Origin of the sequence: Sphingomonas folli, from assembly GCF_019429525.1 — a bacterium.
In the GTDB taxonomy this organism is placed as follows: domain Bacteria; phylum Pseudomonadota; class Alphaproteobacteria; order Sphingomonadales; family Sphingomonadaceae; genus Sphingomonas; species Sphingomonas folii.
Genome location: NZ_JAHXZL010000008.1, coordinates 98,004 through 120,312, shown reverse-complemented (window position 1 = coordinate 120,312; position 22,309 = coordinate 98,004). Strand labels below are relative to the sequence as shown.

The window sequence follows — 22,309 nt, the reverse complement described above, 5'->3', positions numbered from 1 at the left end:
ACAAAGGGGGCGTTCTACCGTGGCCATCGTCAAGCGCATCGCCGGCATGATCGAGCGGCATCCCGAGCGCCCGCCCGGCGAGCAGGACATGCGCAGCTGGCCCTTTCTCACCATGGTGCTGGTCGGCGTATCGATCTCGGTGCCGTTCTTCGCCTTCGGCGGGCAGCTCGGCCAGCGCGCCGATCTCACCACGGTCACCATCGGGATCCTCCTGGGCAGCCTGCTGCTCGGCTTCTGGGGCATCGCCACCGGCTATGTCGGCGTGACCGCGCGGCTGCCTACCGCGATGGTGCTACGGCGCACCTTCGGCACGCGCGGCTCGCTGGTGATCGTCGCGCTGATGGTGGTCACGTCCTTCTGCTGGTTCGGCCTCCAGACGCAGATCCTGGTGAAGAGCGTCGCCGCGATCCTCGACACCCAGCTCGGCTACACGCTGGACCAGCGTGTCGGCATCGCGCTGGTCGGCGCGCTGATCGCCTCCACCGCGGTGATCGGCGTCAAGGCAATGGGCAAGGTGGCGGTGGTCAGCGTGCCGCTGCTGCTGCTGGCGACGCTGGTGCCGCTCGCCATCGGGCTCGATCGTCACGGCACCGCGGGTCTGTTCGCACCGCGCGCGCTGGCCGAGCCGCTGGGGCTCGGCATGATCGTCTCGATCGTCGTCGGCGCGGAAGTGTTCGGCTGCTCGATCAACCCCGATCTCAGCCGCTTCCTACGGACGCCGCGCGACAATGCGACGGCGATGTACATCAACTACGGCGTCGCCTTCCCGCTGCTGCTGATCCTCGCGGCCACGCTGGGCATCCTGTACGGCAACGCCGATCTGGTCGCGACCATGCTGGCGGCCGGGATCGCGCTGCCCGGCCTCCTCGTCATCATCCTCGCCACCTGGACCAGCAACGACAAGAATCTGTACGCTTCGGCGCTGTCGCTCTCGGCGCTGTTCCCGAAGGTGGAGCGCTGGCTGCTCGCCGCCGTCGCGGGGGTGCTGGGCACGTGCCTCGCCGCCGCCGACATCCTCGGCCATTTCATCGTCTGGCTGACCTTCATGGGGCTGCTGATCGCGCCGATGTCGGGCGTGTACGTCGCGGACTTCTTCCTCGACCGACAGCGCTACGCGACCGCTGCGCCGCCGCCTGCCGCTTTCCGGCTCGTGCCACTGTCTGCCTGGGGGTTCGGGATCGTCGTTGGACTCATTACGCTGCCGCGCGCTAATCTGGGGCTCGGCCTGCTCGAGCTGACCCGCGCGCCGACCGTCGACGCGCTGCTCGCCGCCATGGCCTTTCTGTTCGCCGCCAAGCGGCTCTCGCGTTCCGCGGCGCGCCCGCTGTCCACTCTCTCGACATCCACGGAGCTGCGATGACCGACAATCCGATTACTCGCTTCTTTTCCTGGTGGAACCAGGCCTATCTCGAGCACGACTTCACGCCGGACGGCTTCGCGCGCTTCTTCACCGCGGAAGCGCCCTTCATCGTGGACGGTGCGGTTCGCGGCACCGGGCCCGAGGCGATCTGCGAGCACTTCCGACGGATCCGCGCGAAGACCGACGCGGTGACGCTGGAGACTCCGGTGCAGGCAACGCTGGCCGACGATCGGCTCGCTTTCGCCCGCTACGCGGCCACCTTCGAGGGCGCCGAGGGTGCCGGCGCGGAGGAGTGTCTCGCGGTTGCGACGATCAGCGACGGACGGCTCGCCTCCTTCGAAGTGATCAGCCGCCAGCGGTGAACGAGATGGGCCGCGCCGCTGCCGGCGTGGACGTCACATCAGGGGCGCGAGATAGCGCCGCGCCGCCGCCGACGTCGCCAGCGGGTCGGTCGGCACGTCATATTCGACGTAGAAATGCTCGACCCCGGCGGCCTCGGCCGCGGGGATGATCGTCTTGAACGGCACGATGCCCTCGCCGGGATCGCGGACCGAGCCGTCGCGCGCGATATCCTTCATGTGCACCATGCGGAAGCGGCCCGGGAAGCGCCGGAAATAGGCGACCGGATCGACCCGCGCGTTGACCGCCCAGGCGAGATCCATCTCGAACTTCAGCTTGGCAGGATCGGTGCCCTGGAGGATCAGATCATAGGGCACGTCGCTGCCAACCTTCGTGAACTCCTGGCTGTGATTGTGATAGGCCAGCGTGAACCCGGCCGCATGCGCCGCGTCGGCGGCGCGGTTCAACGCCTTGATCAGCTGATCGATCTGCGCGCGGGTGCGCAGCTGGGACGGCCAGCTGATCTGCCACACGATATACTTCTGCCCGAGCGGTCGCGCCTGCGCGACGCACGCCTCGATCAGGCCCTCGACGCGATCGAACGAGAAGGCCTCGATGAACTTGCGCTCGAACGTCGGCATGTCGATCCGCTTGGCCACCCCGTCGTCGAAGACCTTGTAGAGCCCGGGCGGCATGATGTGCTGCGACGGCGACACCAGGCCGTGTTTGTCGAGGATCGCGCGCACCTCGGCGGGATCGCGGCCGAAGCTGCCGAGTGTCTCCACCTCGCGATAGCCCATCGCCGCGACCTTGCCGATCGTACCGTCGAAGTCGGCGTCCAGCGCCGCCATGAGCGTGTACAGCTGGATGCCGAGCGGGCGGCGGCGCGATCGCGCGGCAAGCGGGGCAGACAGCGCCAGCGCCGCCGCGCCGCCCAGCACAGCACGTCGGTCGATCGCGTTCGGCATGGCCCTTCTCCTCACTTCAGTTGACCGGCTGCTCGGTCGCCGATCCGCTCACGCCATCGCAGTGCGAGACAGCACGGCGGCCAATCTGGCGAAGCTCGGCCACCGGCGCGCATCTCGCTCAGAACTGGACGCCCAGCTGCGCGCCATATTGCGCGGGTTCGTTGTAGCTGACCAGGCTGGTGGTGCCGAGCGCGTGCGGGCCGACCGCGGCGGGCGTGCGCTCGTCCGTGATGTTGCGGCCGACGAACGACAGCGTCCAATTGTCGCGGCGGATGCCGATCTTGGCGTTGAGGAAGGTGCGCGGCGAAGTGCGCAGGCTGTTCTCCACGTCCCAGTAGACATCGCCACGATGGGTGACATCCCCGTGCGCGACCAGGCTGAAGCCGCCGCCCAGCGGCCGGTCGACATCCAACGAGCCCTGCAACGTCAAGCCGTAGATCTGCGGCGTGCGATTGTCGCGGAAGGCGTCGCGATCCTCGGGGAGGAACTGCTTGATCTTGACGTCCGAGTAACCGACGGAGCCGCTGATACTGAAGCCGTCGAGCGGCCGGATCGTGGTCTCCGCCTCGAAGCCGAACACCTTGGTCTTCTCGATGTTCGAGATGGCGATGTAGATGCCTTGACCCGGCAGCACGCGCGAGGTCTGGAGCAGCTGGCCGTTGAAATCGGTATAGAAGACCGCGCCGTTGAACGTGACACGTCGATCGGCGAAGTCGCTCTTGAACCCCAGCTCGTAATTGTCCGCGGTCTCGGGATCGTAGCTCAACAGTGCCGCGATGCTGCGCGGGTTGAACCCGCCCTTGCGATAGCCGCGCGAGTAGCTCGCGTAGGTGAACAGGCTGGGTGAGACCTTGTAGGACAGCGAGGCCTTACCCTGCGGCTCGCTGAAGGTTTGGCGGAAGGTCTGGTTCGCGAGCTGGTCGGTGAGCCGCTGCCGCTCCCAGTCGTAGCGGAACCCGCCGGTGAACTCGAGCCGATCGGTGAAGGCGTAGGAGGCCTGGCCGAACAGCGCGAAGGTGCGATACTCGCGCTCGTCGTCGTTCTGCGAGAAGAAGTCTGGCGGATTGCCGACGCTGCCGTAATTGCTGACCTGGTTGCGCGTCTCGTCCTGGTAGAAGGCGCCGACGTTCCACTTGAATGGCCCCGTGCCATCGGAGGTCAACCGCACCTCCTGTGACCAAGCCTTGTCGATGAAGCGGACGTTCTGGGTATAGGTATCGGCCGCGGAGAAGTCGCCGTCGGCGGTCGTATAATCGCGGCCGTAGGAGTTGGCGGTGATCGACGTCAGCGTCGCGAAGTCGCTGATCGTGTAGTCCATCTTCAGCGACAGTGCGCGGAGCTTGGTACGGACGATGCCGAGCTGGTTCTCGCTGACCGGCGCGACGACCTCGTCGAATAGCTCATCGGCGACGGGCGCGAGCCACAGCCCGCCCACCTTGCTGTCGGTCGTCGAGAGGGTCAGCGCCGCCCGGAAGTCGGGCGTGCCCGCCCATACCAGCGACGAGCGACTGGTGAGAGCGCGCGCGAAGTCCGCCTTCTGGTTGATCGCGACATTGTCGATCAGACCGTCGAAGTCATACGCGGTCGCACCCGCCTGGAAGTACAATTTGTCAGCGATGAGCGGGCCGGACAGGTTGAGGTTGACGCGCTTCTCGTCGCCGCTCAGCCAGGCCGCCGTGGCACTGCCCTCGAACTCGTCGGTGGGCTGCTTGGTGACGATGTTGATCGCCCCCGCGATCGCGCCGCCGCCATAGAGCGTACCCTGCGGACCGCGCAGCACCTCGATCTGCTGGACGTTGACGAGTTCCTGCTGGAAGAACATCTGGCCGGGCTGCACCACGCCGTCGACGATCGTCGCGAACGGGAACTCGCCGTCTCGCCCCAGCGTGGTGAAGCCGCGGAACGACACCGTCTTATAGCCCGGGTACAAGCCATCGAGCACCACCAGGTTCGGTGTCAGGCGCACCGCGTCCTGCAGCGTGCGCAGGTCCGCGTTCTGGATCGCTGCCTCGGAGATGACGCTGACCGGATCGGCCATCGTCTGCACCGTCTCGCTGCGCTTGCGCGCGGTCACGACGACGTCGTTGTCGACTCCCGCCGAGGTCGGTGTGGCGAGCGGCTGCTGATCGCCTCCACCCGCTTCCTGCGCCTGCGCCGTTCCGGCGGCGAGTGCGATCGTTATCGCGGCCAGGGCGCTTGCCCCGAAGTAACGTTTTCTCATACCAACCCCTTCTGATGCCAGCGGGAGGACACGGCGCCATCGCGCCCAGGCCTCCCACTCGTTGACCGCGCGACCAACGGCGACACAGGCGATCCCGCACCTATCCGCTGAACCTCGGGTCGCCGCGGTATGTGGGACGATCGTGGATCGATCCCCGGCCTCCGGGTCAACTCGAGTAGGTCGCGCGGCGACCATGTCCTCGCGGCCGCTTCTCCAAGGTGAGGAGGTTGCAGCGGCTGACAACGCCGTTCAATGGACTGGATGCTGTGCAATCGTTGCGTTTAAAGCAAACTAGCGTCGGGTTGAGGCATTGCAGCGCATGAAAATTGCGCTGCGGTGCGCGTCCTCAGGTCGGCGCTGCCGCTCACGCTGCCCGGCTCGACGTGTCGAGCCGGTTCGATGGTGCCGTCAGTCTGATGCGAACTCGTCGCTACACGATGCACCGCGCCCCCGGCTCGCGTCGGGTCAGCTGACGAGCGCCTGCCACCTGCAAACGCGCGGAACGGCGCTGCCCGTAGGTCTGCCTCTCGACGAGGTGGGGTTCGTGGTTGAAGTGGTTGTGGACGTTGGCAGGGGCCGAGGCGAACTTCTGTAGCGTTCGCATCTGCCGGAAGCGCAGCATCGCGCGCTCTCCTCGCCTGAACGGAAGTTGCGAGTTCTCCACCCGGTAGTTGGCCCAGCGTCCCACCTCCTGCTTCTCGCGGGTGCCGAGCTCGGTCAGCGCGGCACCGTAGGAGCGCAGACCGTCGGCGGTGATCCTGACCCTAGGGGGCTAGGCGTCCGCCACGCGCTTTCATCAATCACATGATCCGGGAGCTGCGACAATCTCTCGTCGGTGAGGCAAGCGACAGGCACCCACGCCGGTGCGGTCGACCGCATGACGATCTCGCCGTACTCACGTCGGTCGGCGACGCGTGCGGATTGCACGATCGCCGGCCGCTCTCAGGCGCAGCAGCGCTTGTGTTTTCTGCCTGATCCACAAGGGCACGGATCGTTCCGGCCGATCTTCGCCGCCATCATCGTGGACGGCGCAATGGTCGACGCTGCCAGGGAACGATCGGACATGGGGTACAGGCGGAGCACCGCGTCTGTCAGGTCGCTCACGACATGGTCCTGGAGTGCGTTGACCTCCACGCTGTCCAAGTCGCTCTCGTTGCGGGCGACCTTGATCAGCGTCTCCAATCGCGACCATGGCTGCGACAAAGAGTCATCGTTCGCCAGCGCGCTCCACGCATCCGGGCGCAATGCCACAGCTTCGGCAAAGCCACCAATCCAGTCTTCCCAGAGCAGCTCTCGATCCCGCTCATCAAGGTCGAGGATCGGTTGAAACTTGCCACGGGCAAGGTCACGGGCGATCTCTGACATGCGCGCTGCTATCGCCGAAGCGAACCACTGCACGTCGAGCGGATCCTCGAAGGGAGGCACGCCTTCAGTCTCCGGTCCCCATATGATCTCCATCCACTCGTTCGGCGGCGCGGCTTGCGGGGACACAAGCAGCCCGGTCAGGAAGCCGTCGAGTTCGGTGAGTAGCATCGGCTGCTCGACGGGAAGGTCCGCGAGCGCGCCGTCCAGACGCCGGAAACGCGAAGGAGGCCGCATCACAAGCTGATATGACGTCGGCGCATTTCGTCCTGCGTCAGTTCGCGCAACGGGTTTGTGCCTCTGTCGGCAAAGATATCGGCGAGATCGAGCAGATCCTCGTCGCCGAGAGCCGCTATCGACGCTTCTATCGCAGCCACGCGATCGAAGATGCGTCCGACCATCGCTTCGTGGCGCCTGATCCGTAATCTAAGCATGTACAGCCGGTAGCAGGATCGATGGCGATGACCAGCCACCCATCGCGATGTGGCCGGACACCTTCTGAGCGACGAGCCCTTCGAGCCGGACCCAAGGTTCGCGATCCCTCAGCAGCGGTGCACAGCGGTGACGCTCGTCGAACCGCGATCTTGCCGCCTACATGGTTTATATGCTCGACATGCACACTTCCAACCAAGGCATCCTCGCCACTACTTTCAGGATGAGTGAAAGATATGATTTCACCGACGGCAGGGGTGGACGGGAGGAGCATGTCGCCATTGATGTAGCCGAACGAATTGTTCATCGTGAAAAGCGACAGGTCCACATACATGTTCGTGGTAGCTTGGTCAGGCACAACCTCGTCTCCGCAAGCGAGTTCCAGCGAGATTGACGATCAAGCGGAACCGCCGCAAGTGGGCGGTTGCAACCATTTCCCTCTCGTGCCGAGGACGCAGTCGCGGGCGTTCCTGGCAGCTCATTCTCTCTTGGAGAGTAGTCAATGGGTCAGGTAGCCTTTGGATGATCGGCGGCGCTGTCAGCTGCCTGTCATTGCCGAAGCGAGATGCGCTGCGCCCTAATTCTGCCCAGCCTTCCGCCGCACGTCGCCAAGCACGTGGGCCATGTTGAGGCGAATGGCGAGGCGCGCGAGGGGCTCCCAATAGAGCGCGGGCTCGATGCGCAGAATGTGGGAAGCCTCCACACTGAGCCGGGTGCGCCCGCCTGGCAAAGTGGAAAGCGTGAAGGCGGTAGCGGAGGTGCTGAAATAGCCGTGCACGTGCGGTGAGCGCACGCGGCGATACGGGCTCATCTCCTCCATCGCGGGCGGCTGGCTCAATACGGGGAAGCCAAGCCGGCGGCCGGGGACCCATTCGGTCACCCGCTCGCGCGCCATGCCTGTCGAGAACTCGCCCAAGCGGATCGCGCCGACACCTTGGCCCAGCAGTCGCCCTCTCAGCGGGTAGGCCAGCCCCGCCGCGCCCACCAAACCGGGGCTGCCGGCGATCGCGTCGCCTTCAGTCAGCGCCTTCCACACCGCGGCCGGCGGTGCGCCAACGATCACCGTGGCGTGAGCAGCAATCGGGAGCGTGGGTGGAATTGCCGCCTCCAGCGCGAACAGTGCGGGTAGCAGCGCCAGGCTCGCCAGCGGCCGCCCACCGCCGTGCACGGCGCGGGCAGTCGCCCGGCCTGCAGCACCGCCGACCAACGCGGCCACAGCGCCAAGGGGTGCTGCCATCAGGATGCAGACAAGCCCCTCGAGCGCCAGCACCACCAGCGCCGTCGTTCCAAGCACTGCTGCAGCCAGCACAACCCGCACCGTGGCGCCCCAACTCAGCAGCAGGCTTCGATTGGCGAGGTAGCCGGTCGTCACTCCTACCAGGACGGGCGTCGAGACGAACAGGCTCCAGCCATAGCTGCCCATTGCCAGCGCGGACACGAGCACCGCAGCAACGATGATCGCCACACCAGCAAGGACGCCTTGCACAACGTGAGCGGTATTGACGCCCGGCGTTAGGCCGTTCGCCTCGTGCCGCGTGAACTTGGGAAGTAAGGCCAGCACCGCCGCGGCTGCCACCTGCACGCCGGGCAACACGATGATCGCAGCGACGGCATAGCCTGCACCCGACCAATTGGCGCGCCGGAACGACGCCAGCGCCAGCGCGGCGGCCGCCATGAGCGCCACGGTAAACGCCACTGCGGCGTCGCTGTCGGGGAGGTCCGGGCGCATGGCCATACGACGGAGTGGGAGCAGCCAAAAGCCAGCGTCAGTTACCGGCGGCGCACCGCGCCACGTGAGCAGAAGCGCTACCGTAAGATGCGGTATGAACAGGAGAACCGGGGCGATCAACGCGTAGGTGGCGGGCCGGGTGGAATCGGCGAAGGAGAGCAGCCGCACTGCTCAAGCCCTCCTCATCGCGCCAGACCGCGCCTCGTGTCGGTGCTCGGGCGCCACCCTGGTCACTGCGCCCTCGCGAGCGAGGTGTTCAGGCAGCGCGATATCCCAGGCTAGCCCTGCACGCTCAAGCAGCAGCAGGAACGCGTAGCCCCAGTCGCTTTGCCCCGGGTAGAGCCCGATCCTGGCGGAACCTGGAAAGGCGTGATGATTGTTGTGCCACGCCTCGCCCATGGTGGGGATTGCTGCCCAGGGCACATCGTGCGCCTGCACGCCCGCGTCGTTGACGATCCAGCTCTGCGGTCCTTGTCGGTGTGCCAGATGACCGACGAACCAGTGGCCGGCCACGGAGAGCGTCACGCGTACGCACACGCCCCAGAGCACACAACTCCAGCCGCCCGCCAGATAGAGCAACGCCGCCACTGGCAGCTGCTGGACCATCCAGGTCGCCTCCAGGTATCGGTAGAACGGATCGCGTCCCGCTCGCCCGAGATCGAACGCAGGCGGGAAGCGCAGAACCAGCCGGCAGTGCATCTGCCACCACGCGTCCACCAACGGCGGGCGCCGGTGCGCCAGGTAGTCGTGGCAATCGGTTCGGCGCTGCGCCCAGTCCCGCAAATCGTGAGTGCGGATCATCCATAGCGGCCCACTCATGCCCACCAGGGTGCCGGCCCAAACCAGCAGCCGCTCGAGCCAGAGTGGGCAGTCGAAGCTCCGGTGGATCAGGCGACGGTGGAAGCCGACGCTATGGCCGAGCAGCAGGGTGGCGCCGGCGAGCAGCAGGCAGATCGTGAGCGCTCCCCAGCTGAACAGGAACGGCGCCGCGAGCGCCCCCGCCAGCATCCCACCGTTCCAAAGCGAATGCACCGGATCCCAGCGCACCACGCCTTCCACCGGGCTGCTGTCGGGCAGTTCCACAAGCGAGTTCACGCGGCAGCGGTCGGGATCGTCGCTCATGCCATCCTCTAAGCCGTTAGGTAACGGCTTAAATACTTCCGCACAGCTTCTCCCTTGTCAAGCGCTTAACTTATCCCTTAATTGAGGACCATGCAGAAGGTGTTCGAGGCGCTGGCGTCCACTCCGCGCCGGAAAATTCTGGCCTACCTCGCTCACGCGGAGTTGAGCGCGGGAGAGATCGCGTCTCGGTTCGAGATGTCCAAGCCGGCCGTGTCGCAGCACCTGTCCGTGCTGGAGAACGCCGGGCTAGTGGCCAGTGAGAAGCGCGGTCAGTTCGTTTTCTACAGGCTCGTGGGCGACAATCTCGCCAACACGCTCAACGCCTACGTGCAGGAGGTCTGTCCCGTGTCGCGCCCGCTCAAGGCGGAGAGTGCCGGCTTAGCGCGCCGAGAAACTGGCTCTGGCGCCACCTGAGAGAAGGCGACCCATACGCACGGTCCTGAGCTTCGCTCTCGTCGGGCTCGTTTGCGCGCTAATTGGAGCGCTATTCCGCGCCTCGGGTAGTGCGTGGTTGATCCTTAGCGGCGGGGCGGCGGGTTTTGCTTCCTGGTCTCCCGTGCTCGCCTGCATCCTTGCCATGAATTACGCCCTAATACCCTCTCGCTCGCGCTGAGCGTACCGACAAACGAAAGCACTTCAAACTCAGACCATCGTTGATCGATCGACGGAACGCGTTCAGCTAAAATCGGCACAAGGTAGTTCTGATTTAGATTGGCGTGACTTCGTGCGCATCATTCAAGGGCCAGAGGCAATCATGCTATTTCAAAGCGACTACATGCTTAACTTCAATCCCAAGCGCGCTGCCTCACGCGAGCAAGCGATAGATCTAGTAGAATGCGCCGCTTCACGACGCGCCAGAATGTCAGTTATGGGCGCTTACGGCCTGGCGGTGTCTGGAAGGCCGACGTCCGAATGCGGCCTTCAACGCGAACCTAGCACGCGTTGTAGTAGGCTCAGGATGATGAGGGTAAGCGGCACCCAGCAAGCCATGACAGCCAAGCTTTGCGTGGCAAAGACCGAGCAGGGTGATTGTGTGTCAAAACCCGGCGGGTCAACGCTAGATAGGCCGAGAAGCGAACAAGTACTCTCGAGAAAGTGTGCGCGTGCTGGGGCTACTGATCCGACAAATATAGCCGCGCAGGAAAATACAATGCCAAGCCATAGTACCACGTTAGCTCGTCTTAACCTGAGAGATTCTCGTCGGCTGAGAAGCGCAGCTACCACCCAATATATGACGAGAACAATAGCAACTTTGCCATAGAAATTCAGTATCGCTATTCGAAAAACGGGGATGTTTTGATACCTATCGGTTGCATCGATAACGCCTAGTCTGACGAGAATCTCCTGCGCGAATAGCAGCTGCGCGCAGGCTATGACGGCAGGAATTGTCATAGTGAGGCATAGGCCCAACGCAGCCTTTCTGAAGTTTTCACGTCTGACGCGGGTTACAGGTGCGGCACTCATTTGCACAGAAGAACCGATTGCATGGGTGTCCGCAAGTGGGCGTCAGCGGACAGTCGTCCTACTGATGATCAGAGCGTCAACGCGCGCGACCTTCTCGCGGAGCTTGTCGACGAAAGGCCGCCCGTGCTTTTCCATCCAGTTCGTCGGGTAGTTGGGGAGGGCGTACTCGTAACGCTGCACCTGAACGACCAAACAAGCGCGGAGCCGCTCCAGATCGCGATCCGACAGCCTCTCCCGCTCGACGTAGGCTCGCTCGACAAACACCGCAGGACGGTATGGCGGCTGCTTTCGAGATGTCAGCCTCAAATGTCTACTAATGGGCGGTTGCGACCCCCTACCCTCTCGTGCCGAGGACCCAAGAGCGGTCGTTCAGGGACACCTGCTCGCCGCCCAACTCCCGCCGTCCGTTCATCCCGACGCCGAGCCCTTCAGGTATTCCGCGCATTAGCAGGCGCTCTTACCCGGACGAACGCGGCGCGCAGCACGCCGCCACCTGGCCGCGTGAACGTCTCGGTCAACCGGGAGCCGCGAACCTCAAGTAGGAGCTCATGGGTCGTCCGCTCACTTCCGACCCAATTCGGAAAGGTCGCGCCCTCCACTACATTGCCGGAGAATGTGCCGTCCCCGCGGACGGAATAAGCGCCAAAGAAACCGACCCCGTTTGTCATCGCCTCCCGGTTCTCGCTATCGGTACCCTCCCCGCGCCGCCCGGATGCGACATGCGGCGTCTCTGAGTTTGTCAGGACCTCCACGAAGTGAAAATCCGGGGTGAAGACCAGCATCCCGGCCGGTTTAAGCCCGTAGGGCCGCGTCTCACGTCCATCCTCTTCGAGCGTCGCCGAGATCATCCGCCACGTGCCGACCAGCTCGTTTGACGAGCTCGCATCCTGGCCCGCGTGCCCCCCCCAGAGGCGGCAAGCATCAACGCGAGCGCCGTCACACGCGCGGTCATCGCGACCGGTCTGCCGCGAACGCAACATCCCGCTGGGCACGAAGCGCGTCGAGCCGCGACGTGAGAGCCTTCTCGATACTGATGTAGGCGGTACTGCCCAGCGTCACCCGAGCTGTCGGCTGCGCGGTGTCACCAGCCTCGATCATAGCCGCCACGGTGCGATCGGCGTCCCCGGTCAAGGTGAAGTCGCCGCTTGCGATCGCACGTCGGACGTCGCCCGCAGGTGTGGCGTCATACACGTCGCTCTCGGGCGCACGATCCAGAGCTGCGCCAAAGCCCGTATCGGTCGGCCCCGGCTCGATGAGTGTGAACGTGATGCCAAATGGCGCGACTTCCTGGGCGACCGCGTCGATGAAGCCCTCGATCCCCATTTGGTGGCATGATAGAGGCTGAAAGCGGGGTAGGTCATCTGCCCGCCTTCCGACGAGACCTGCAGAACACGGCCTCCGCCCTGCACGCGCAGGTGCGGCAGAACGGCGCGGATGAGCTGGACCGACGCCGTCAGATTGGTTGCGATCTGGCGGTCGATTTGAAGGTCGGAGAGCTCTTCCGCCGCACCGAACAGGCCGTAGCCAGCGTTGCTCACAACGACATCGACCCGCCCGTTGGCAAACGCGGCATCGACGATCCGTCGGACCGCGGCCGTGTCCGTCACGTCGAGGTGCTCGACCGACAGCTGACTCGGGTAGCTCGCCTGCAGCGCCGCGAGTGCCTCAACGCGACGGGCAGTTGCGACCACCGCGTCACCGCGCTGTAGCAGGCGCTCCGTCATGCCAAGGCCGAGCCCCGACGACGCGCCCGTGATGAACCAACGCTTCATGGCAATCTCCTTTACCGCAGAGATAAAGCGTTGGACTGGGTGCAATAAGACGGCTCAATCGCACGTAGCTGGTCGATGGGATGCACCAATGGCAGACGTAAGCCTGACAGAGCTAAGGGCCTTCGCACTGGTTGCGCAGCACCGCAGCTTTCGTCGCGCTGCCGACATCGCCGGGGTGGCGCGGCCGACATTGAGCCATGCCCTGCGCAGCCTGGAGCAGCGGCTCGGTACCCGCCTGCTTCACCGGACGACGCGGAGCGTTGCGTTGACCGAAGCTGGAGAGCGGCTGCTTGCGCGACTAGCCCCTGCCCTCCGCGCCCTCGATGACATGCTCGGGAACGTCGGCGCGAACCCGAATGTCGGTGGACCGCTCCGCATCAATGCAAACGAGGGTGGCGCGCGCTGGTTGCTACGCCACGCCGTACCGCTCCTGCTCGAGCGCCACCCGCGCGTGATCCTGGAGCTGCTGACAGAGGGCCGACTGGTCGACATCGTCGCGGAAGGGTTCGATGCCGGCGTGCGTTTGAGAGAGGCAGTGCCGCAGGACATGGTCGCAGTACCCCTTGGTGGCGACACGCGCTTCATAGCGGTCGCGGCGCCGAGCTACGTGGCTGGCCATGGTGAGCCGGCAGCTCCACAGGAGCTCCACACGCACCGTTGCATCCGCCAGCGTCTTCCGAGTGGCAAATCGTACCGCTGGGAATTTGAGCGTGGCGGCGAAGAGGTGCTGGTCGACGTTCCCGGAGCGCTCACTCTCGATCATAGCGGCTTGATGGTGGAGGCTGCCACTGATGGGCTAGGCATCACCTTCGTGCCAGAGCCCTATGCCGCTGAAGGGTTGCAGGTGGGACGTTTGGTACAGGTTCTCGCAGACTCGTCGCCACCAGTCCCAGGCCTGTGCCTTTATAATGCTCGTAACCGAAGGACACCCGCCGCTCTACAAGCGCTGATCGATATCGTGCGTACTGCGGAAGTTTGATCGTAAAGGGCAGCCTAGGTAGTGCCGGATCTCAGGGCGGTGAGCGGAAAGACTTGGCCGGCTGCTTGTCAGTCGGCGGAGCATTCGCAAATCGCTAATTTACGGGCCTCGTCGAACGCGCGTCGACAAGCCTGCACGCCGACATGTCTAATTGCCATGGCCGATGGCTACCCCACGCAGGCATCGATGATGTCCCTGAAGGTCGCAATGCCCTCGGTCTCGGCGAGCCTTCCACGGACGATCGCCGTTGACAGCCCTTCGCCCGCGCCGACCAGGCCGACACATAGTCGCGTCGCGGCGGCACCTGTCAGCCGATTGAAAGGGTGCAGCACCGACACGAACATGGCGACGGACTGGTCAAGCAGCTCGGCATATACCTCCGCCTTTTCCGAACTTCCAGCGAGCGCCGCACCGACCACGTGGAACTCGCCGGTCAGGTCTGCCGCGCAGCGAATGTAGGTGGTCGCAAGAGTGGCGATCGTTTCGTCGCGATCCTGGTAGGCCGCCGCCATCCCTTGGCGGAAAGCCTCGACCCGTTCGGTATCAATCCAGCGATACAGCTCGATCAACAGCCCAGAACGCGTGCCGAAGTGGTCATAGACGACCGGCTTGGACACCCCGGCCCGCACCGCGAGATGCCCGAGCGTGAGGCTGTCAGCACCCTTCTCGCGGATCATGTCTAGCGCCGCCGCAAGCAGCTGCTTCCGCCGATCGGCCTTGGAAAGACGACGTCCCTGCCGCGGGACCACTACGTTCGACACCGCTACCGTCATACCCGTTTGCATAACCTACCATAGGTAGGTTACAAGAAGCTACGAATCGTAGCTTTAAGCGGAAAGGCGTTCATGTCCATATCACCCATCCTCATCCTGGGCGGCACCGGCCAGATTGGTCGTTACACCATCCAGGCATTGCGTAAGCGGCATCCCGAAGCTCCCTTGCTGATAGGCAGCAGGAACCGGCAAAAAGCCTACCAGGCTGCGAGTGAGCTTGATCATGCCGAGGGAATAGCGATCGATCCGTATGCCGACGATCTTGGCGTCGGCGACCGATCGATCGCGGCGGTTGCCGTCCTCTATTCCGATCATCGTCTCGCGAGCCTGCGCTATGCACACGCGCGAGGCATCCCGCACTTGGGCATCTCGACCGGGCTCTACGAGGTGGCGCCCGAGATGGCGATCCATATGCAGCGCCCCGATGCCGCAGCAGTGGTGCTCGGGTATGAGTGGCTGGTCGGCGCCACCACTATCGCCACGCTCACGGCAGCGAAGACGTACGCCCGCATCGACGGCATCCGGATCGGCGCGCTGATCGATGAGGAAGATTGGGGTGGCCCTGCAGTCGCGGAAGATTTCGAGCGTTTCGCGTCGGTCATCTCCTCTGTTTTCGCGCGGCGCAACGGCGCGTTCGTGTGGCGCAAGGGCGGTAACGCCAACTTCAAATTCCAAGCCATCGACGGCGCGGAGCTGACGGCCGTTGGATTCTCGACGATCGACATCGCCGGGCTGGCGGCCACGACAGGCGCCCGCGATGTCGAGTTCGGCATTGGTACGGGCATCAGTTCCAGCAGGCGTGCGGGAGGAGAGAAGTCGACCGAGATCATCATTGAGCTGTCGGGGGTTGGCGAGGCGGGCACACCGCAGCGCACCCGTCATGCCGTCTTTCATCCCGGTGGAGCAGCTCCGCTGACCGGGCTCGGCATCAGCATGGTGTTGGAACGCCTCGCAGGGTTGGATGGAGAGCCGGCGACGAAGGCTGGGCTGTTCTTCCCCTACCAGATCATCAACCACGCTGAGTATCTGAACCGCCTCACGCGGGAGGGCGGCCGGCTGCTGTCGCTCCCACTCGCATACGAAGGAGAAACATGAGCCTATAGGCGCCGAACTGAAAGCCGCCAGCAATACGGCCAAGGAGTTCCCAGATGCGATGCAGCCTTGAGAAATAGGTCAGGCACATGGTCGACGCCGAATGACGGACACGAAGCTATCTTCGATACCGACCGTGTACGCTGTGCTTATGACCCTGTGGAGCTTAAATCACCACTCTCTCGATGATCTGGTAATAAGCGTTGAGGTCTAGCCATTCGATACCGGAGATGACCTTACCGTCCTTCATAGTCATGATATACATATAGCCATTGTTGTACGATTCACCGTCGAGGGCGCGGCTACTGCTGTCGATGCGCGCGAACACGGTGTCTCCATCGGCCCAGGTGCCACGCGTGACGATCGTCAGGGGTTCTGCGAAGCGAGCGAATAGGGCCTTCTCCGCATTATCGAACAAGTCCGTCATCCCGTAGTAAGTCCGTGCCACAGGCCCGTGCCCCGCGATGGTCCACTCGGCGTCCGACGCGAAGACCGCCTCGAAGAAGCGGGTGAAATCGTGCGCCGCATCGTTCAACGCGTCATTGATGATCCGAAGGTTGGTTTCTTCCTGGGGAGAGTAGGTCATTCGAGTCCTCGTATGTCAGAAAACGGATGTGGGACGGCGGCCGCATTGCTATACCGGTCGTTCCAAATACCTAGGTATACCGATCGTTCCATAAATCAACGGTCGAGTGCCAGGACGAGGACGAGTGCATGACCGAGACGCGCGCCCAAGACGCTTCAGAGCGGCCCGTTCAACGGGGGCGTCCCCGCCAGTTCGACAGCGATGCAGCCCTTGTCGCTGCTATGCGAGTGTTCTGGCGCCACGGCTATGCCGGGGCCAGTATCGGTACTCTGCTCGAGGCGATGGGGATCAGCCGCGCGACGCTATATGCATCCTTCGGCGACAAGGAGAACTTGTTCCGCCAGGTGATGGGCCTCTACGAACAGGAGAAGACGGCCTACATGGTCGAGGCGCTGGAACAGCCGTCCGCCCGCGCCGTCGCCGAGCACCTGCTGGAAGGTACTATCGCGCTGCAAACGAGTACGGCCGACCCCAAGGGCAGCATGGGCATCGTCCATTCGCTCAGCCACGCCCCCGGTGATGACGAGATCAGGAAGTTCGTCGTTCAGCGCGGCGACTTCTGGCGCGAGAAATTGGTCGCGCGCATGGTACGCGCAGCCGAGGACGGCGACTTTGCGCCATCCTTTGCCGCCCGCAGTCTGGCTTTGACGCTCAAGGCTGCAACGGATGGTCTGCTCGTAGCGGCCGGTAGTGGTACGAGTGAAGCCGAACTGCGCCAAACTGCGGCGACCTTCCTGCAAATGTGGCCGGGCCGGTAGCTGAGAAACTACCGAACCGTCCCGGGCCGAGCATGCATTCTCCTTCGGCCTGCCCAAGGTGTTCGAGCTCTGACGGCGATCGCCGCAGGTAGCCGGGGGTAAGCCGCCCCCTGCCCCGCCGGCGTTGGGCGGCACGTTATCGTGGAGCCAACAAGCGGCTAAGACGATCCGCCTTCTCCGCGAAGCGTTCGAGACTGGGATAGCGCAATGATCCCTTGTAGCTGAGGTGATAGTCCCTCCTGCCGCCGTCCTGCTCCGCCGTGAGCGTGATTGGCACTGTTTCAGACCTTCGCACTGCCTGCAGGAGGCGCTCGGTCGAAAACGGCTCGGAGCTGACCGCCAAAATTTTCGCGCCCGGTGCGAGGCCCGCGGTGAACGCGGATCCCTGCCATGAGACGGCACCAATGCGCCCGTCGGCCATGACCGTCATCCCAAGCGAGTAAGTGAGGTCTAGCCCGCCCAACTCCGCCTCGTGCTGTCGGAAGGTTTCCGTTGGCGTGTTCGTGTAGACGAGGTTCCATCCGAGCGCTCTCAGCCCGATCAACGTGTCGAGCTCATCGTGCGCCTCGAGCCACGTCGTCAGAAAACCCGCCCATTCGCCCTGCGCGACCGCCTCCAAGGCGACACACAGCGCCTCGAACGTGTAGGTCTGCGTCGGCGCATTGGGCGTGGCCCCCGCGAAGAAAGCTTGAGCGAAGTCATCGAGCCCGCGCCGTCCGCCGGTGCGTTCGCGCAATCGCGCCTCGACGGCGAGCCACAGCAGGACGCCCTCGTCGTAATAATCACGTCGGCGCTGCCAGTCTCGCCAGCGTACCGGCTGGCGCAGCATGAAGGCGGGGTAATTGACGTCATCGGCGAGCGATCGCCAGGCGCGCCCGCGTCGCTGCGACACCTCCGCCGCGTCGAGCGCCAGCCGGTCCAACGTCTCCTGCTTGCTTCGCAGGTGCGCGCGTGCGGCGAGCACGCGTCCCCAGAACTCGGTCCGCCCCTCGTAGACCCATAGCAGGCTCCCCGACTGCGGGACGTTGGGCGTTGGCGCCCACAGGTCCGCCGGCGTGCGGAAGAGGCCGTTCCATGCATGGACGAGCTCGTGCGGGAAGATGTCGCGGTCGAGCAGCTGGCGCGACCAGTCGTCGAAATAGCCGGCGGGTAGCGTGATCTCACCCGCGGCGCGATGCTCGGTCCCGCCGGCAGCGAGGTCATCGCCCAGCCGGACCAGGAAGTCATACCGGGCGAACGGAGCGGTGCCGAAGACCCGGCCCGTCTGCGCCACCATGCGCCGGAGCGCGTCGACCCGCTCCGGCGGAATGACGGGGGGCATCGCGGCCGCGGCCATCGCGGTGAGCGTCACCGGCGCGTCCCCTGCAGCGAGCGACACTCGCGTTGCCGAGCGCGCAGCGTAGACGGGCGTGTCGAGCAGAGCCTCTAATGTTCGCTCCGGCAGGACGAGGTGCCCGTCGGCGCTCCGGCCAGCGATCAGTGGCGCGTGGGAGATCAGGCCGTCCGGCAGCGACACCATGGCGGCTACCGCAATGTTTCGCGCGTACCATCCCGCGGGATAGAGGATGAGCTGCTGCCACGGCAGCATGATCAGGTCGCGCGTGAGGTCGCGGGCCGCGGCGACGACCTGATAACGTGCCGTCACGCTCGCCGCACCAGCGGGCACGTCGAGGTGGAAGGCATGCGGCTCGAGCGGATCGCGCCGCCAGGCCAGTCGACGCGCCCCGGCGAAGACGGCGAAGCCGGTGAGGTTGACCACGCTCAGGCTCGGACCATGGCTCGCGGCCTCCCAGCGCGGGTAGAGCAGGGTCATCGCGCCCGCGGCCTGGACCGGAATGACGACCTCGACCGTGTAGAGCTTGTGTGCGACGTCGGTGGCATCGACCGAGAGCGCGATCGTGCCCGAGAACGCGCGGTCCAGCGGAACCGGCACGCCCGCGGGCGGCAGGCGCTGTACCGGCCCGTCTGACGGGAGCGCCGGGGCACGCGATGCCTGCAACGCCAGAGCAATAGCGCTCGCTACGGTCAAGCACCCTGCGCCGTGATGACGCTGGCGCGCCTGCCCTCCACCACCAGCCGTGAGAGCACATCGAAGCCCCTTTATAGCTCGTCTCCTTGTGAATTCGCGACTTGGCATCTGCACAGGATCAAGCCCGTACGCGCTCGAGCGTGATGGCGGCGATCAGCAGGGCGATGAAGATGACGGCGTTGAGCTTGGGCTCCCAATAGTCCATCGCGGTGAAGGTGAGCGCCAGCCACGCCGCGGCGCCCGCGCAGGCGAGCATCACCACTGCCGGTTCGCGCAGCAGGCCAGGCTCACGATGCGCTGCCCACAGGCACATCAGCCCGAAAAGGACTTGCCCGAGCGCGAAGGCCGAGTTCAGTCCGTAATAGAGCGTTGTCTCCGGTCCGGGCGCGCGCTTGCCGCGCAGGTACTGGCTCACGACGTCGACGGCGAAGTGCATCACGCCCGTGAAGGTCAGCCAGCCGAAGGCTGCGTAGGTCAGGTACCTGGCCATAGATGCAGTGTCCTACCTGGCTGTTCAGTACCGCACCCCGGTCGCGCGCTCGGACAATGCCCACAGCTGCTCGGCGGCCAAGCGGTCTAATGCGTGCGATGGGATCTTCGCGTCGGCCGGGTAACCGCGCGTCTCGCCCAGCCGGTCGGGGCCATAATAGCTCCCTGCGCACGCGTCGGGTGACGTGGCGGCGAACAGCAGCGGCAGCGCGCCCTGCGCTGCGGGCTGAAATAAGAAAGGCAGAAGCGAGCGGACGCGACTGTGCAGGCTGCTCCGGCCGGGTCCGTTGTGGAGCAGCTCCGTGCGCGCGACGCCAGGATGGGCCGCGATGCTGGTAAGCTGCCACCCGGCGGCCTCGCTGCGTCGCTGCAACTCGAACGCGAACATGAGGCACGCAATCTTCGAGCGGGCATATACCGGCATCGCCTCGTAGCTGCCTGTCGCGTTCCAGTCGCCCCAGTCGACCGAGCCGGCGCGGGCCGCGACGCTCGACACAGAGACGATCCGCGCGCCTTCGGACGCGCGAAGGAGCGGCAGGAGGTGTCCGGTGAGCGCGAAATGCCCGAGGTGGTTCGTGCCGAACTGCAGCTCGAAGCCATCCACCGTCGAGCGCCGCTCAGGCGGCACCATCACGCCCGCGTTGTTGACGAGCAAGTCAACCCGCTGCTGATCCATGCGCAATCGTTCGGCGAACTGCGCCACGGATGCGAGCGACGCGAGATCTAGCGGTTCGAAGCGGACCTTGGCCGCGGGTACTGCAGAGCAGATCTGCGTAGTGGCCGCGGCGCCTTTGCGCGGATCGCGTCCGGCGATCACCACCTCGGCACGGGCTCGAGCCAGCGCCAGCGCCACCTCAAGGCCAAGCCCTCCCGTTCCGGTCACCACCGCCACGCGCCCTGACTGGTCCGGCATGTCGCTGCATGTCCACTTTGCCATCCGAGCCGATCCTGATATATGCATCGAGTGCAGATCACTTAATATGCACTGGGTGCAAAAATCAAGCGTGAAGCAGGAACAGTGGCTGAGATCGTCGCGGATTCGACGCCGGGTTTACGCGAGCGGAAGAAGCAGGAGACCCTGCGGCGCATCACCGATGCGGGCATTTGCCTGTTCATTGAGCAAGGCATCGACGCGACGACCGTGGACGAGATCGCTGCCAAGGCAGGTATCTCGCGACGCACTTTCTTCCTCTACCTGAAATCCAAGGACGACATTCTCCTCTCGCTCCAGAGCCGTATGGGCGATCTGATCGCCGAGCGCATCCGCCATGCCGACGACACCGCCTCACCGATCGACGCTGTTCGAGCTGCAGTGATCGACGTCTGTGCCCAGGTGCCGGCCGACGACTTAGCCGCGATCGATCAGCTCATGCGGACGAGCGCCGCGGTTCAGGCTCGCAAGCAGGTGACCTATGTCGAGCAAGAACGACGCTTGGTCGACGGCCTGCGGGCGCGCTGGCCCAGTCCTGAGCGCGAAATGGCGCACCGGCTAGTCGCAATGCTCGCCATGGGAGCCATTCGACTTTCGACAGAAGCGTTGGGTCGTGAAGGCGAACGACGCTCACTGGTTGAGCTACTCCACGCCAACTTTGATGTTCTGAAAGCCGAGGTGACTGCCCCCACCTGATGGTCACATTCATGCGCAACGATGACGGGTCGCAGCGCGCGGGCATGGGCATTCAGGACATCCGGGAGGCATTAGGCACATCGCTAGGAGACCACGGCGAACGGACCCACAAGCGGTCACTGCAGGCGCCCTTCCCACTTCCCAACTTCCGTTAGTCGTTAATCTCGGCAGTCGATGCACATGGCGTTCCTGGCAGCCATCTGTTCGACTGCCTGGGGTCACCAGCCCATGTGACCCGCGGCGATCTCTCGATCGCGAGCGGCGAGCTCCGCCTCGTCGGCCGGACACATCGTCGACATGCCTTCGTCCGCCGCCCGCTGCTGGATCTGCTCGACGAATGGCCGCAACGGTGCTGGCAGTCTAATGCGAACTCATCTCCACACGATGCACCTCGCCCTCGGCTCGCGTCGGATCAGCTGGCGAGCGCCTGCCACTCGGCCGGCGCCGCGGAGCGGCGCTGCTTGTAGGTTCGGCGGTCGACGAGGTGGCGTTCGTGATTGAAGTGGTTGTGGACGTTGGCGTGGACCGAGGCGAACTTCTGTAAGGTTCGCATCTGCCGAAATCTCAACATCGCCCGTTCTCGTCGCCTGAAGGGCAGGTGCGAGTTCTCCACCCGGTTGTTAGCCCAGCGACCAACCTCCTGCTTCTCGCGGGCGCCGAGCTCGCTCGGCGCCGTACCGTAGGAGCGCAGACCGTCGGTGGTGATCGCCTCGAGCGAGCCGTGGCGCTCGAGCGCCGTCTTTATGAACGCGAGCGCGGCCTTTTTGTCGCGTGTCTTGGTGACGTAGCTCTCGAGGATCTCACCCTCGTGATCGACAGCGCCACAGGTAGACCATCTCGCCGTTCAGCTTCACGTACATCTCGTCCAGGTGCCAGCGCCAGTGACGGAAGCCGCGCATGCGGCTCACCCGCTGGCGCCGTACTTCACCCCCGAACAGCGGACCGAACCTGTTCCACCACAGCCTCACCGTCTCGTGGCAGATGTCGATGCCGCGCTCGAACAGCAGGTCTTCACGTTCCGCAGCGACAGTGGAAAGCGCACGTACATCAGCACCACCAGCCGGATCACCTCGGGCGACGAGTTGAAATAGCGGAACGGGCTGGCTGGCTTGCGTGAGCGAGGCATGCGCCTCCCTACCCCGGCGAACGCCGAAGGTGCATTAGCTTTGACAGTGCCCTCAGGTCGTCTTTGAGCGCCTTCGTTCAT

The 22,309-nt window shown here is 64.6% G+C and carries 24 protein-coding genes and 2 pseudogenes; 10 read left to right on the top strand and 16 right to left on the bottom strand.

Translation table 11 applies throughout. The features are described 5' to 3' along the window. The first annotated feature begins 19 nt into the window (after window positions 1-19). Both KZ813_RS13355 and KZ813_RS13350 read left to right on the top strand, forming a co-directional pair. Window positions 20-1,360 (top strand): purine-cytosine permease family protein, encoded by a 1,341-nt coding sequence (locus KZ813_RS13355; protein ID WP_219755485.1) that lies wholly within the window; start codon window positions 20-22, stop codon window positions 1,358-1,360. Beyond that, on the top strand, window positions 1,357-1,722 hold the full coding sequence (locus tag KZ813_RS13350; protein ID WP_219755484.1) for a nuclear transport factor 2 family protein: 366 nt from the start codon (window positions 1,357-1,359) through the stop codon (window positions 1,720-1,722). The genes KZ813_RS13355 and KZ813_RS13350 overlap by 4 nt, the downstream gene beginning before the upstream one ends. A gap of 33 nt (window positions 1,723-1,755) precedes the next feature. Here the strand turns inward: KZ813_RS13350 and KZ813_RS13345 are convergent, their stop codons facing one another. The 4 genes from KZ813_RS13345 to KZ813_RS13335 form a co-directional block, all read right to left on the bottom strand. Beyond that, complete coding sequence (locus KZ813_RS13345) at window positions 1,756-2,667, bottom strand: sugar phosphate isomerase/epimerase family protein (RefSeq protein ID WP_219755483.1); 912 nt, start codon at window positions 2,665-2,667, stop codon at window positions 1,756-1,758. A 118-nt stretch (window positions 2,668-2,785) separates the two neighbouring features. Continuing rightward, the gene (locus tag KZ813_RS13340; RefSeq protein WP_219755482.1) at window positions 2,786-4,888 is read right to left on the bottom strand and encodes a TonB-dependent receptor; all 2,103 of its coding nucleotides are present in this window, start codon (window positions 4,886-4,888) and stop codon (window positions 2,786-2,788) included. A 430-nt stretch (window positions 4,889-5,318) separates the two neighbouring features. Continuing rightward, window positions 5,319-5,609 carry a hypothetical protein gene (locus KZ813_RS20400; protein WP_373369282.1) on the bottom strand — a complete coding sequence of 97 codons (291 nt, stop codon included), beginning with the start codon at window positions 5,607-5,609 and terminating at the stop codon, window positions 5,319-5,321. 221 nt (window positions 5,610-5,830) lie between these two features. Beyond that, window positions 5,831-6,487, bottom strand: a complete 657-nt coding sequence (locus KZ813_RS13335) for a UPF0149 family protein (RefSeq protein ID WP_258046760.1) — start codon at window positions 6,485-6,487, stop codon at window positions 5,831-5,833. An 11-nt stretch (window positions 6,488-6,498) separates the two neighbouring features. Here KZ813_RS13335 and KZ813_RS13330 point away from each other — a divergent pair, with 11 nt between their 5' ends. Together KZ813_RS13330 and KZ813_RS13325 are read left to right on the top strand one after the other, a co-directional pair. After that, on the top strand, window positions 6,499-6,675 hold the full coding sequence (locus KZ813_RS13330; protein ID WP_219755480.1) for a hypothetical protein: 177 nt from the start codon (window positions 6,499-6,501) through the stop codon (window positions 6,673-6,675). Window positions 6,676-6,854: 179 nt separating this feature from the next. Continuing rightward, complete coding sequence (locus KZ813_RS13325) at window positions 6,855-7,076, top strand: hypothetical protein (protein ID WP_219755479.1); 222 nt, start codon at window positions 6,855-6,857, stop codon at window positions 7,074-7,076. Window positions 7,077-7,259: 183 nt separating this feature from the next. Here KZ813_RS13325 and KZ813_RS13320 read toward each other — a convergent pair whose 3' ends face one another. After that, entirely contained in the window at window positions 7,260-8,579 is a 1,320-nt protein-coding gene (locus KZ813_RS13320) for an SRPBCC family protein (protein WP_219755478.1), read from the bottom strand. Window positions 8,580-8,582: 3 nt separating this feature from the next. After that, complete coding sequence (locus KZ813_RS13315; RefSeq protein ID WP_219755477.1) at window positions 8,583-9,533, bottom strand: acyl-CoA desaturase; 951 nt, start codon at window positions 9,531-9,533, stop codon at window positions 8,583-8,585. Between the two features lie 90 nt (window positions 9,534-9,623). On the opposite strand from KZ813_RS13315, the gene KZ813_RS13310 reads away from it, so the two are divergent. Together KZ813_RS13310 and KZ813_RS20485 are read left to right on the top strand one after the other, a co-directional pair. Then, complete coding sequence (locus KZ813_RS13310; RefSeq protein ID WP_219755476.1) at window positions 9,624-9,947, top strand: metalloregulator ArsR/SmtB family transcription factor; 324 nt, start codon at window positions 9,624-9,626, stop codon at window positions 9,945-9,947. A gap of 235 nt (window positions 9,948-10,182) precedes the next feature. Then, window positions 10,183-10,794: a YcxB family protein gene (locus KZ813_RS20485; protein ID WP_373369281.1), complete on the top strand. Its 612-nt coding sequence runs from the start codon at window positions 10,183-10,185 to the stop codon at window positions 10,792-10,794. A gap of 245 nt (window positions 10,795-11,039) precedes the next feature. Here KZ813_RS20485 and KZ813_RS13305 read toward each other — a convergent pair whose 3' ends face one another. The 4 genes and pseudogenes from KZ813_RS13305 to KZ813_RS20480 all read right to left on the bottom strand — a co-directional run. Then, a complete protein-coding gene (locus KZ813_RS13305) occupies window positions 11,040-11,261 on the bottom strand; it encodes a hypothetical protein (protein WP_219755475.1) in 222 nt (73 codons plus the stop codon). A gap of 164 nt (window positions 11,262-11,425) precedes the next feature. Then, entirely contained in the window at window positions 11,426-11,977 is a 552-nt protein-coding gene (locus KZ813_RS13300) for a lipocalin-like domain-containing protein (protein WP_258046759.1), read from the bottom strand. After that, entirely contained in the window at window positions 11,946-12,320 is a 375-nt protein-coding gene (locus KZ813_RS20190; protein WP_258046758.1) for a Rossmann-fold NAD(P)-binding domain-containing protein, read from the bottom strand. The genes KZ813_RS13300 and KZ813_RS20190 overlap by 32 nt, the downstream gene beginning before the upstream one ends. Window positions 12,321-12,361: 41 nt before the next feature. Continuing rightward, window positions 12,362-12,721, bottom strand: a pseudogene (locus tag KZ813_RS20480) (SDR family NAD(P)-dependent oxidoreductase); the annotation flags it as partial. A gap of 136 nt (window positions 12,722-12,857) precedes the next feature. On the opposite strand from KZ813_RS20480, the gene KZ813_RS13290 reads away from it, so the two are divergent. Continuing rightward, window positions 12,858-13,748, top strand: coding sequence for a LysR family transcriptional regulator (locus tag KZ813_RS13290; protein ID WP_219755472.1), 891 nt, complete (start codon window positions 12,858-12,860; stop codon window positions 13,746-13,748). A gap of 167 nt (window positions 13,749-13,915) precedes the next feature. Here KZ813_RS13290 and KZ813_RS13285 read toward each other — a convergent pair whose 3' ends face one another. After that, window positions 13,916-14,521, bottom strand: coding sequence for a TetR/AcrR family transcriptional regulator (locus tag KZ813_RS13285; RefSeq protein WP_219755471.1), 606 nt, complete (start codon window positions 14,519-14,521; stop codon window positions 13,916-13,918). Window positions 14,522-14,593: 72 nt separating this feature from the next. Between KZ813_RS13285 and KZ813_RS13280 the strand changes: the two genes are divergently transcribed. Next, window positions 14,594-15,616, top strand: a complete 1,023-nt coding sequence (locus KZ813_RS13280) for an NAD(P)-dependent oxidoreductase (RefSeq protein WP_219755470.1) — start codon at window positions 14,594-14,596, stop codon at window positions 15,614-15,616. A 163-nt stretch (window positions 15,617-15,779) separates the two neighbouring features. Here KZ813_RS13280 and KZ813_RS13275 read toward each other — a convergent pair whose 3' ends face one another. Then, entirely contained in the window at window positions 15,780-16,199 is a 420-nt protein-coding gene (locus KZ813_RS13275) for a nuclear transport factor 2 family protein (RefSeq protein WP_219755469.1), read from the bottom strand. 128 nt (window positions 16,200-16,327) lie between these two features. Here KZ813_RS13275 and KZ813_RS13270 point away from each other — a divergent pair, with 128 nt between their 5' ends. Next, window positions 16,328-16,957, top strand: coding sequence for a TetR/AcrR family transcriptional regulator (locus KZ813_RS13270; RefSeq protein WP_219755468.1), 630 nt, complete (start codon window positions 16,328-16,330; stop codon window positions 16,955-16,957). A 136-nt stretch (window positions 16,958-17,093) separates the two neighbouring features. Here the strand turns inward: KZ813_RS13270 and KZ813_RS13265 are convergent, their stop codons facing one another. The 3 genes from KZ813_RS13265 to KZ813_RS13255 form a co-directional block, all read right to left on the bottom strand. After that, entirely contained in the window at window positions 17,094-18,986 is a 1,893-nt protein-coding gene (locus KZ813_RS13265; protein WP_219755467.1) for a M61 family metallopeptidase, read from the bottom strand. A 118-nt stretch (window positions 18,987-19,104) separates the two neighbouring features. Next, on the bottom strand, window positions 19,105-19,476 hold the full coding sequence (locus KZ813_RS13260) for a hypothetical protein (RefSeq protein ID WP_219755466.1): 372 nt from the start codon (window positions 19,474-19,476) through the stop codon (window positions 19,105-19,107). A 24-nt stretch (window positions 19,477-19,500) separates the two neighbouring features. Next, entirely contained in the window at window positions 19,501-20,412 is a 912-nt protein-coding gene (locus KZ813_RS13255) for an SDR family oxidoreductase (RefSeq protein ID WP_219755465.1), read from the bottom strand. Window positions 20,413-20,493: 81 nt separating this feature from the next. On the opposite strand from KZ813_RS13255, the gene KZ813_RS13250 reads away from it, so the two are divergent. After that, the gene (locus KZ813_RS13250) at window positions 20,494-21,102 is read left to right on the top strand and encodes a TetR/AcrR family transcriptional regulator (protein ID WP_219755464.1); all 609 of its coding nucleotides are present in this window, start codon (window positions 20,494-20,496) and stop codon (window positions 21,100-21,102) included. Between the two features lie 412 nt (window positions 21,103-21,514). Here the strand turns inward: KZ813_RS13250 and KZ813_RS20545 are convergent. Next, window positions 21,515-22,228, bottom strand: a pseudogene (locus tag KZ813_RS20545) (IS6 family transposase). Window positions 22,229-22,309 lie beyond the last annotated feature (81 nt).

Coding starts and splice junctions, on each gene's coding strand:
- KZ813_RS13345 (WP_219755483.1), bottom strand. CDS start 2,667: ATGCCGAACGCGATCGACCGACGTGCTGTGCTGGGCGGCGCGGCGGCG.
- KZ813_RS13315 (WP_219755477.1), bottom strand. CDS start 9,533: ATGAGCGACGATCCCGACCGCTGCCGCGTGAACTCGCTTGTGGAACTG.
- KZ813_RS13350 (WP_219755484.1), top strand. CDS start 1,357: ATGACCGACAATCCGATTACTCGCTTCTTTTCCTGGTGGAACCAGGCC.
- KZ813_RS13290 (WP_219755472.1), top strand. CDS start 12,858: ATGGCAGACGTAAGCCTGACAGAGCTAAGGGCCTTCGCACTGGTTGCG.
- KZ813_RS13270 (WP_219755468.1), top strand. CDS start 16,328: ATGACCGAGACGCGCGCCCAAGACGCTTCAGAGCGGCCCGTTCAACGG.
- KZ813_RS13310 (WP_219755476.1), top strand. CDS start 9,624: ATGCAGAAGGTGTTCGAGGCGCTGGCGTCCACTCCGCGCCGGAAAATT.
- KZ813_RS20190 (WP_258046758.1), bottom strand. CDS start 12,320: ATGGGGATCGAGGGCTTCATCGACGCGGTCGCCCAGGAAGTCGCGCCA.
- KZ813_RS13275 (WP_219755469.1), bottom strand. CDS start 16,199: ATGACCTACTCTCCCCAGGAAGAAACCAACCTTCGGATCATCAATGAC.
- KZ813_RS13340 (WP_219755482.1), bottom strand. CDS start 4,888: ATGAGAAAACGTTACTTCGGGGCAAGCGCCCTGGCCGCGATAACGATC.
- KZ813_RS13300 (WP_258046759.1), bottom strand. CDS start 11,977: ATGTTGCGTTCGCGGCAGACCGGTCGCGATGACCGCGCGTGTGACGGC.
- KZ813_RS13260 (WP_219755466.1), bottom strand. CDS start 19,476: ATGGCCAGGTACCTGACCTACGCAGCCTTCGGCTGGCTGACCTTCACG.
- KZ813_RS13285 (WP_219755471.1), bottom strand. CDS start 14,521: ATGACGGTAGCGGTGTCGAACGTAGTGGTCCCGCGGCAGGGACGTCGT.
- KZ813_RS13335 (WP_258046760.1), bottom strand. CDS start 6,487: ATGCGGCCTCCTTCGCGTTTCCGGCGTCTGGACGGCGCGCTCGCGGAC.
- KZ813_RS13325 (WP_219755479.1), top strand. CDS start 6,855: ATGCTCGACATGCACACTTCCAACCAAGGCATCCTCGCCACTACTTTC.
- KZ813_RS13330 (WP_219755480.1), top strand. CDS start 6,499: ATGACGTCGGCGCATTTCGTCCTGCGTCAGTTCGCGCAACGGGTTTGT.
- KZ813_RS13280 (WP_219755470.1), top strand. CDS start 14,594: ATGTCCATATCACCCATCCTCATCCTGGGCGGCACCGGCCAGATTGGT.
- KZ813_RS13255 (WP_219755465.1), bottom strand. CDS start 20,412: ATGGCAAAGTGGACATGCAGCGACATGCCGGACCAGTCAGGGCGCGTG.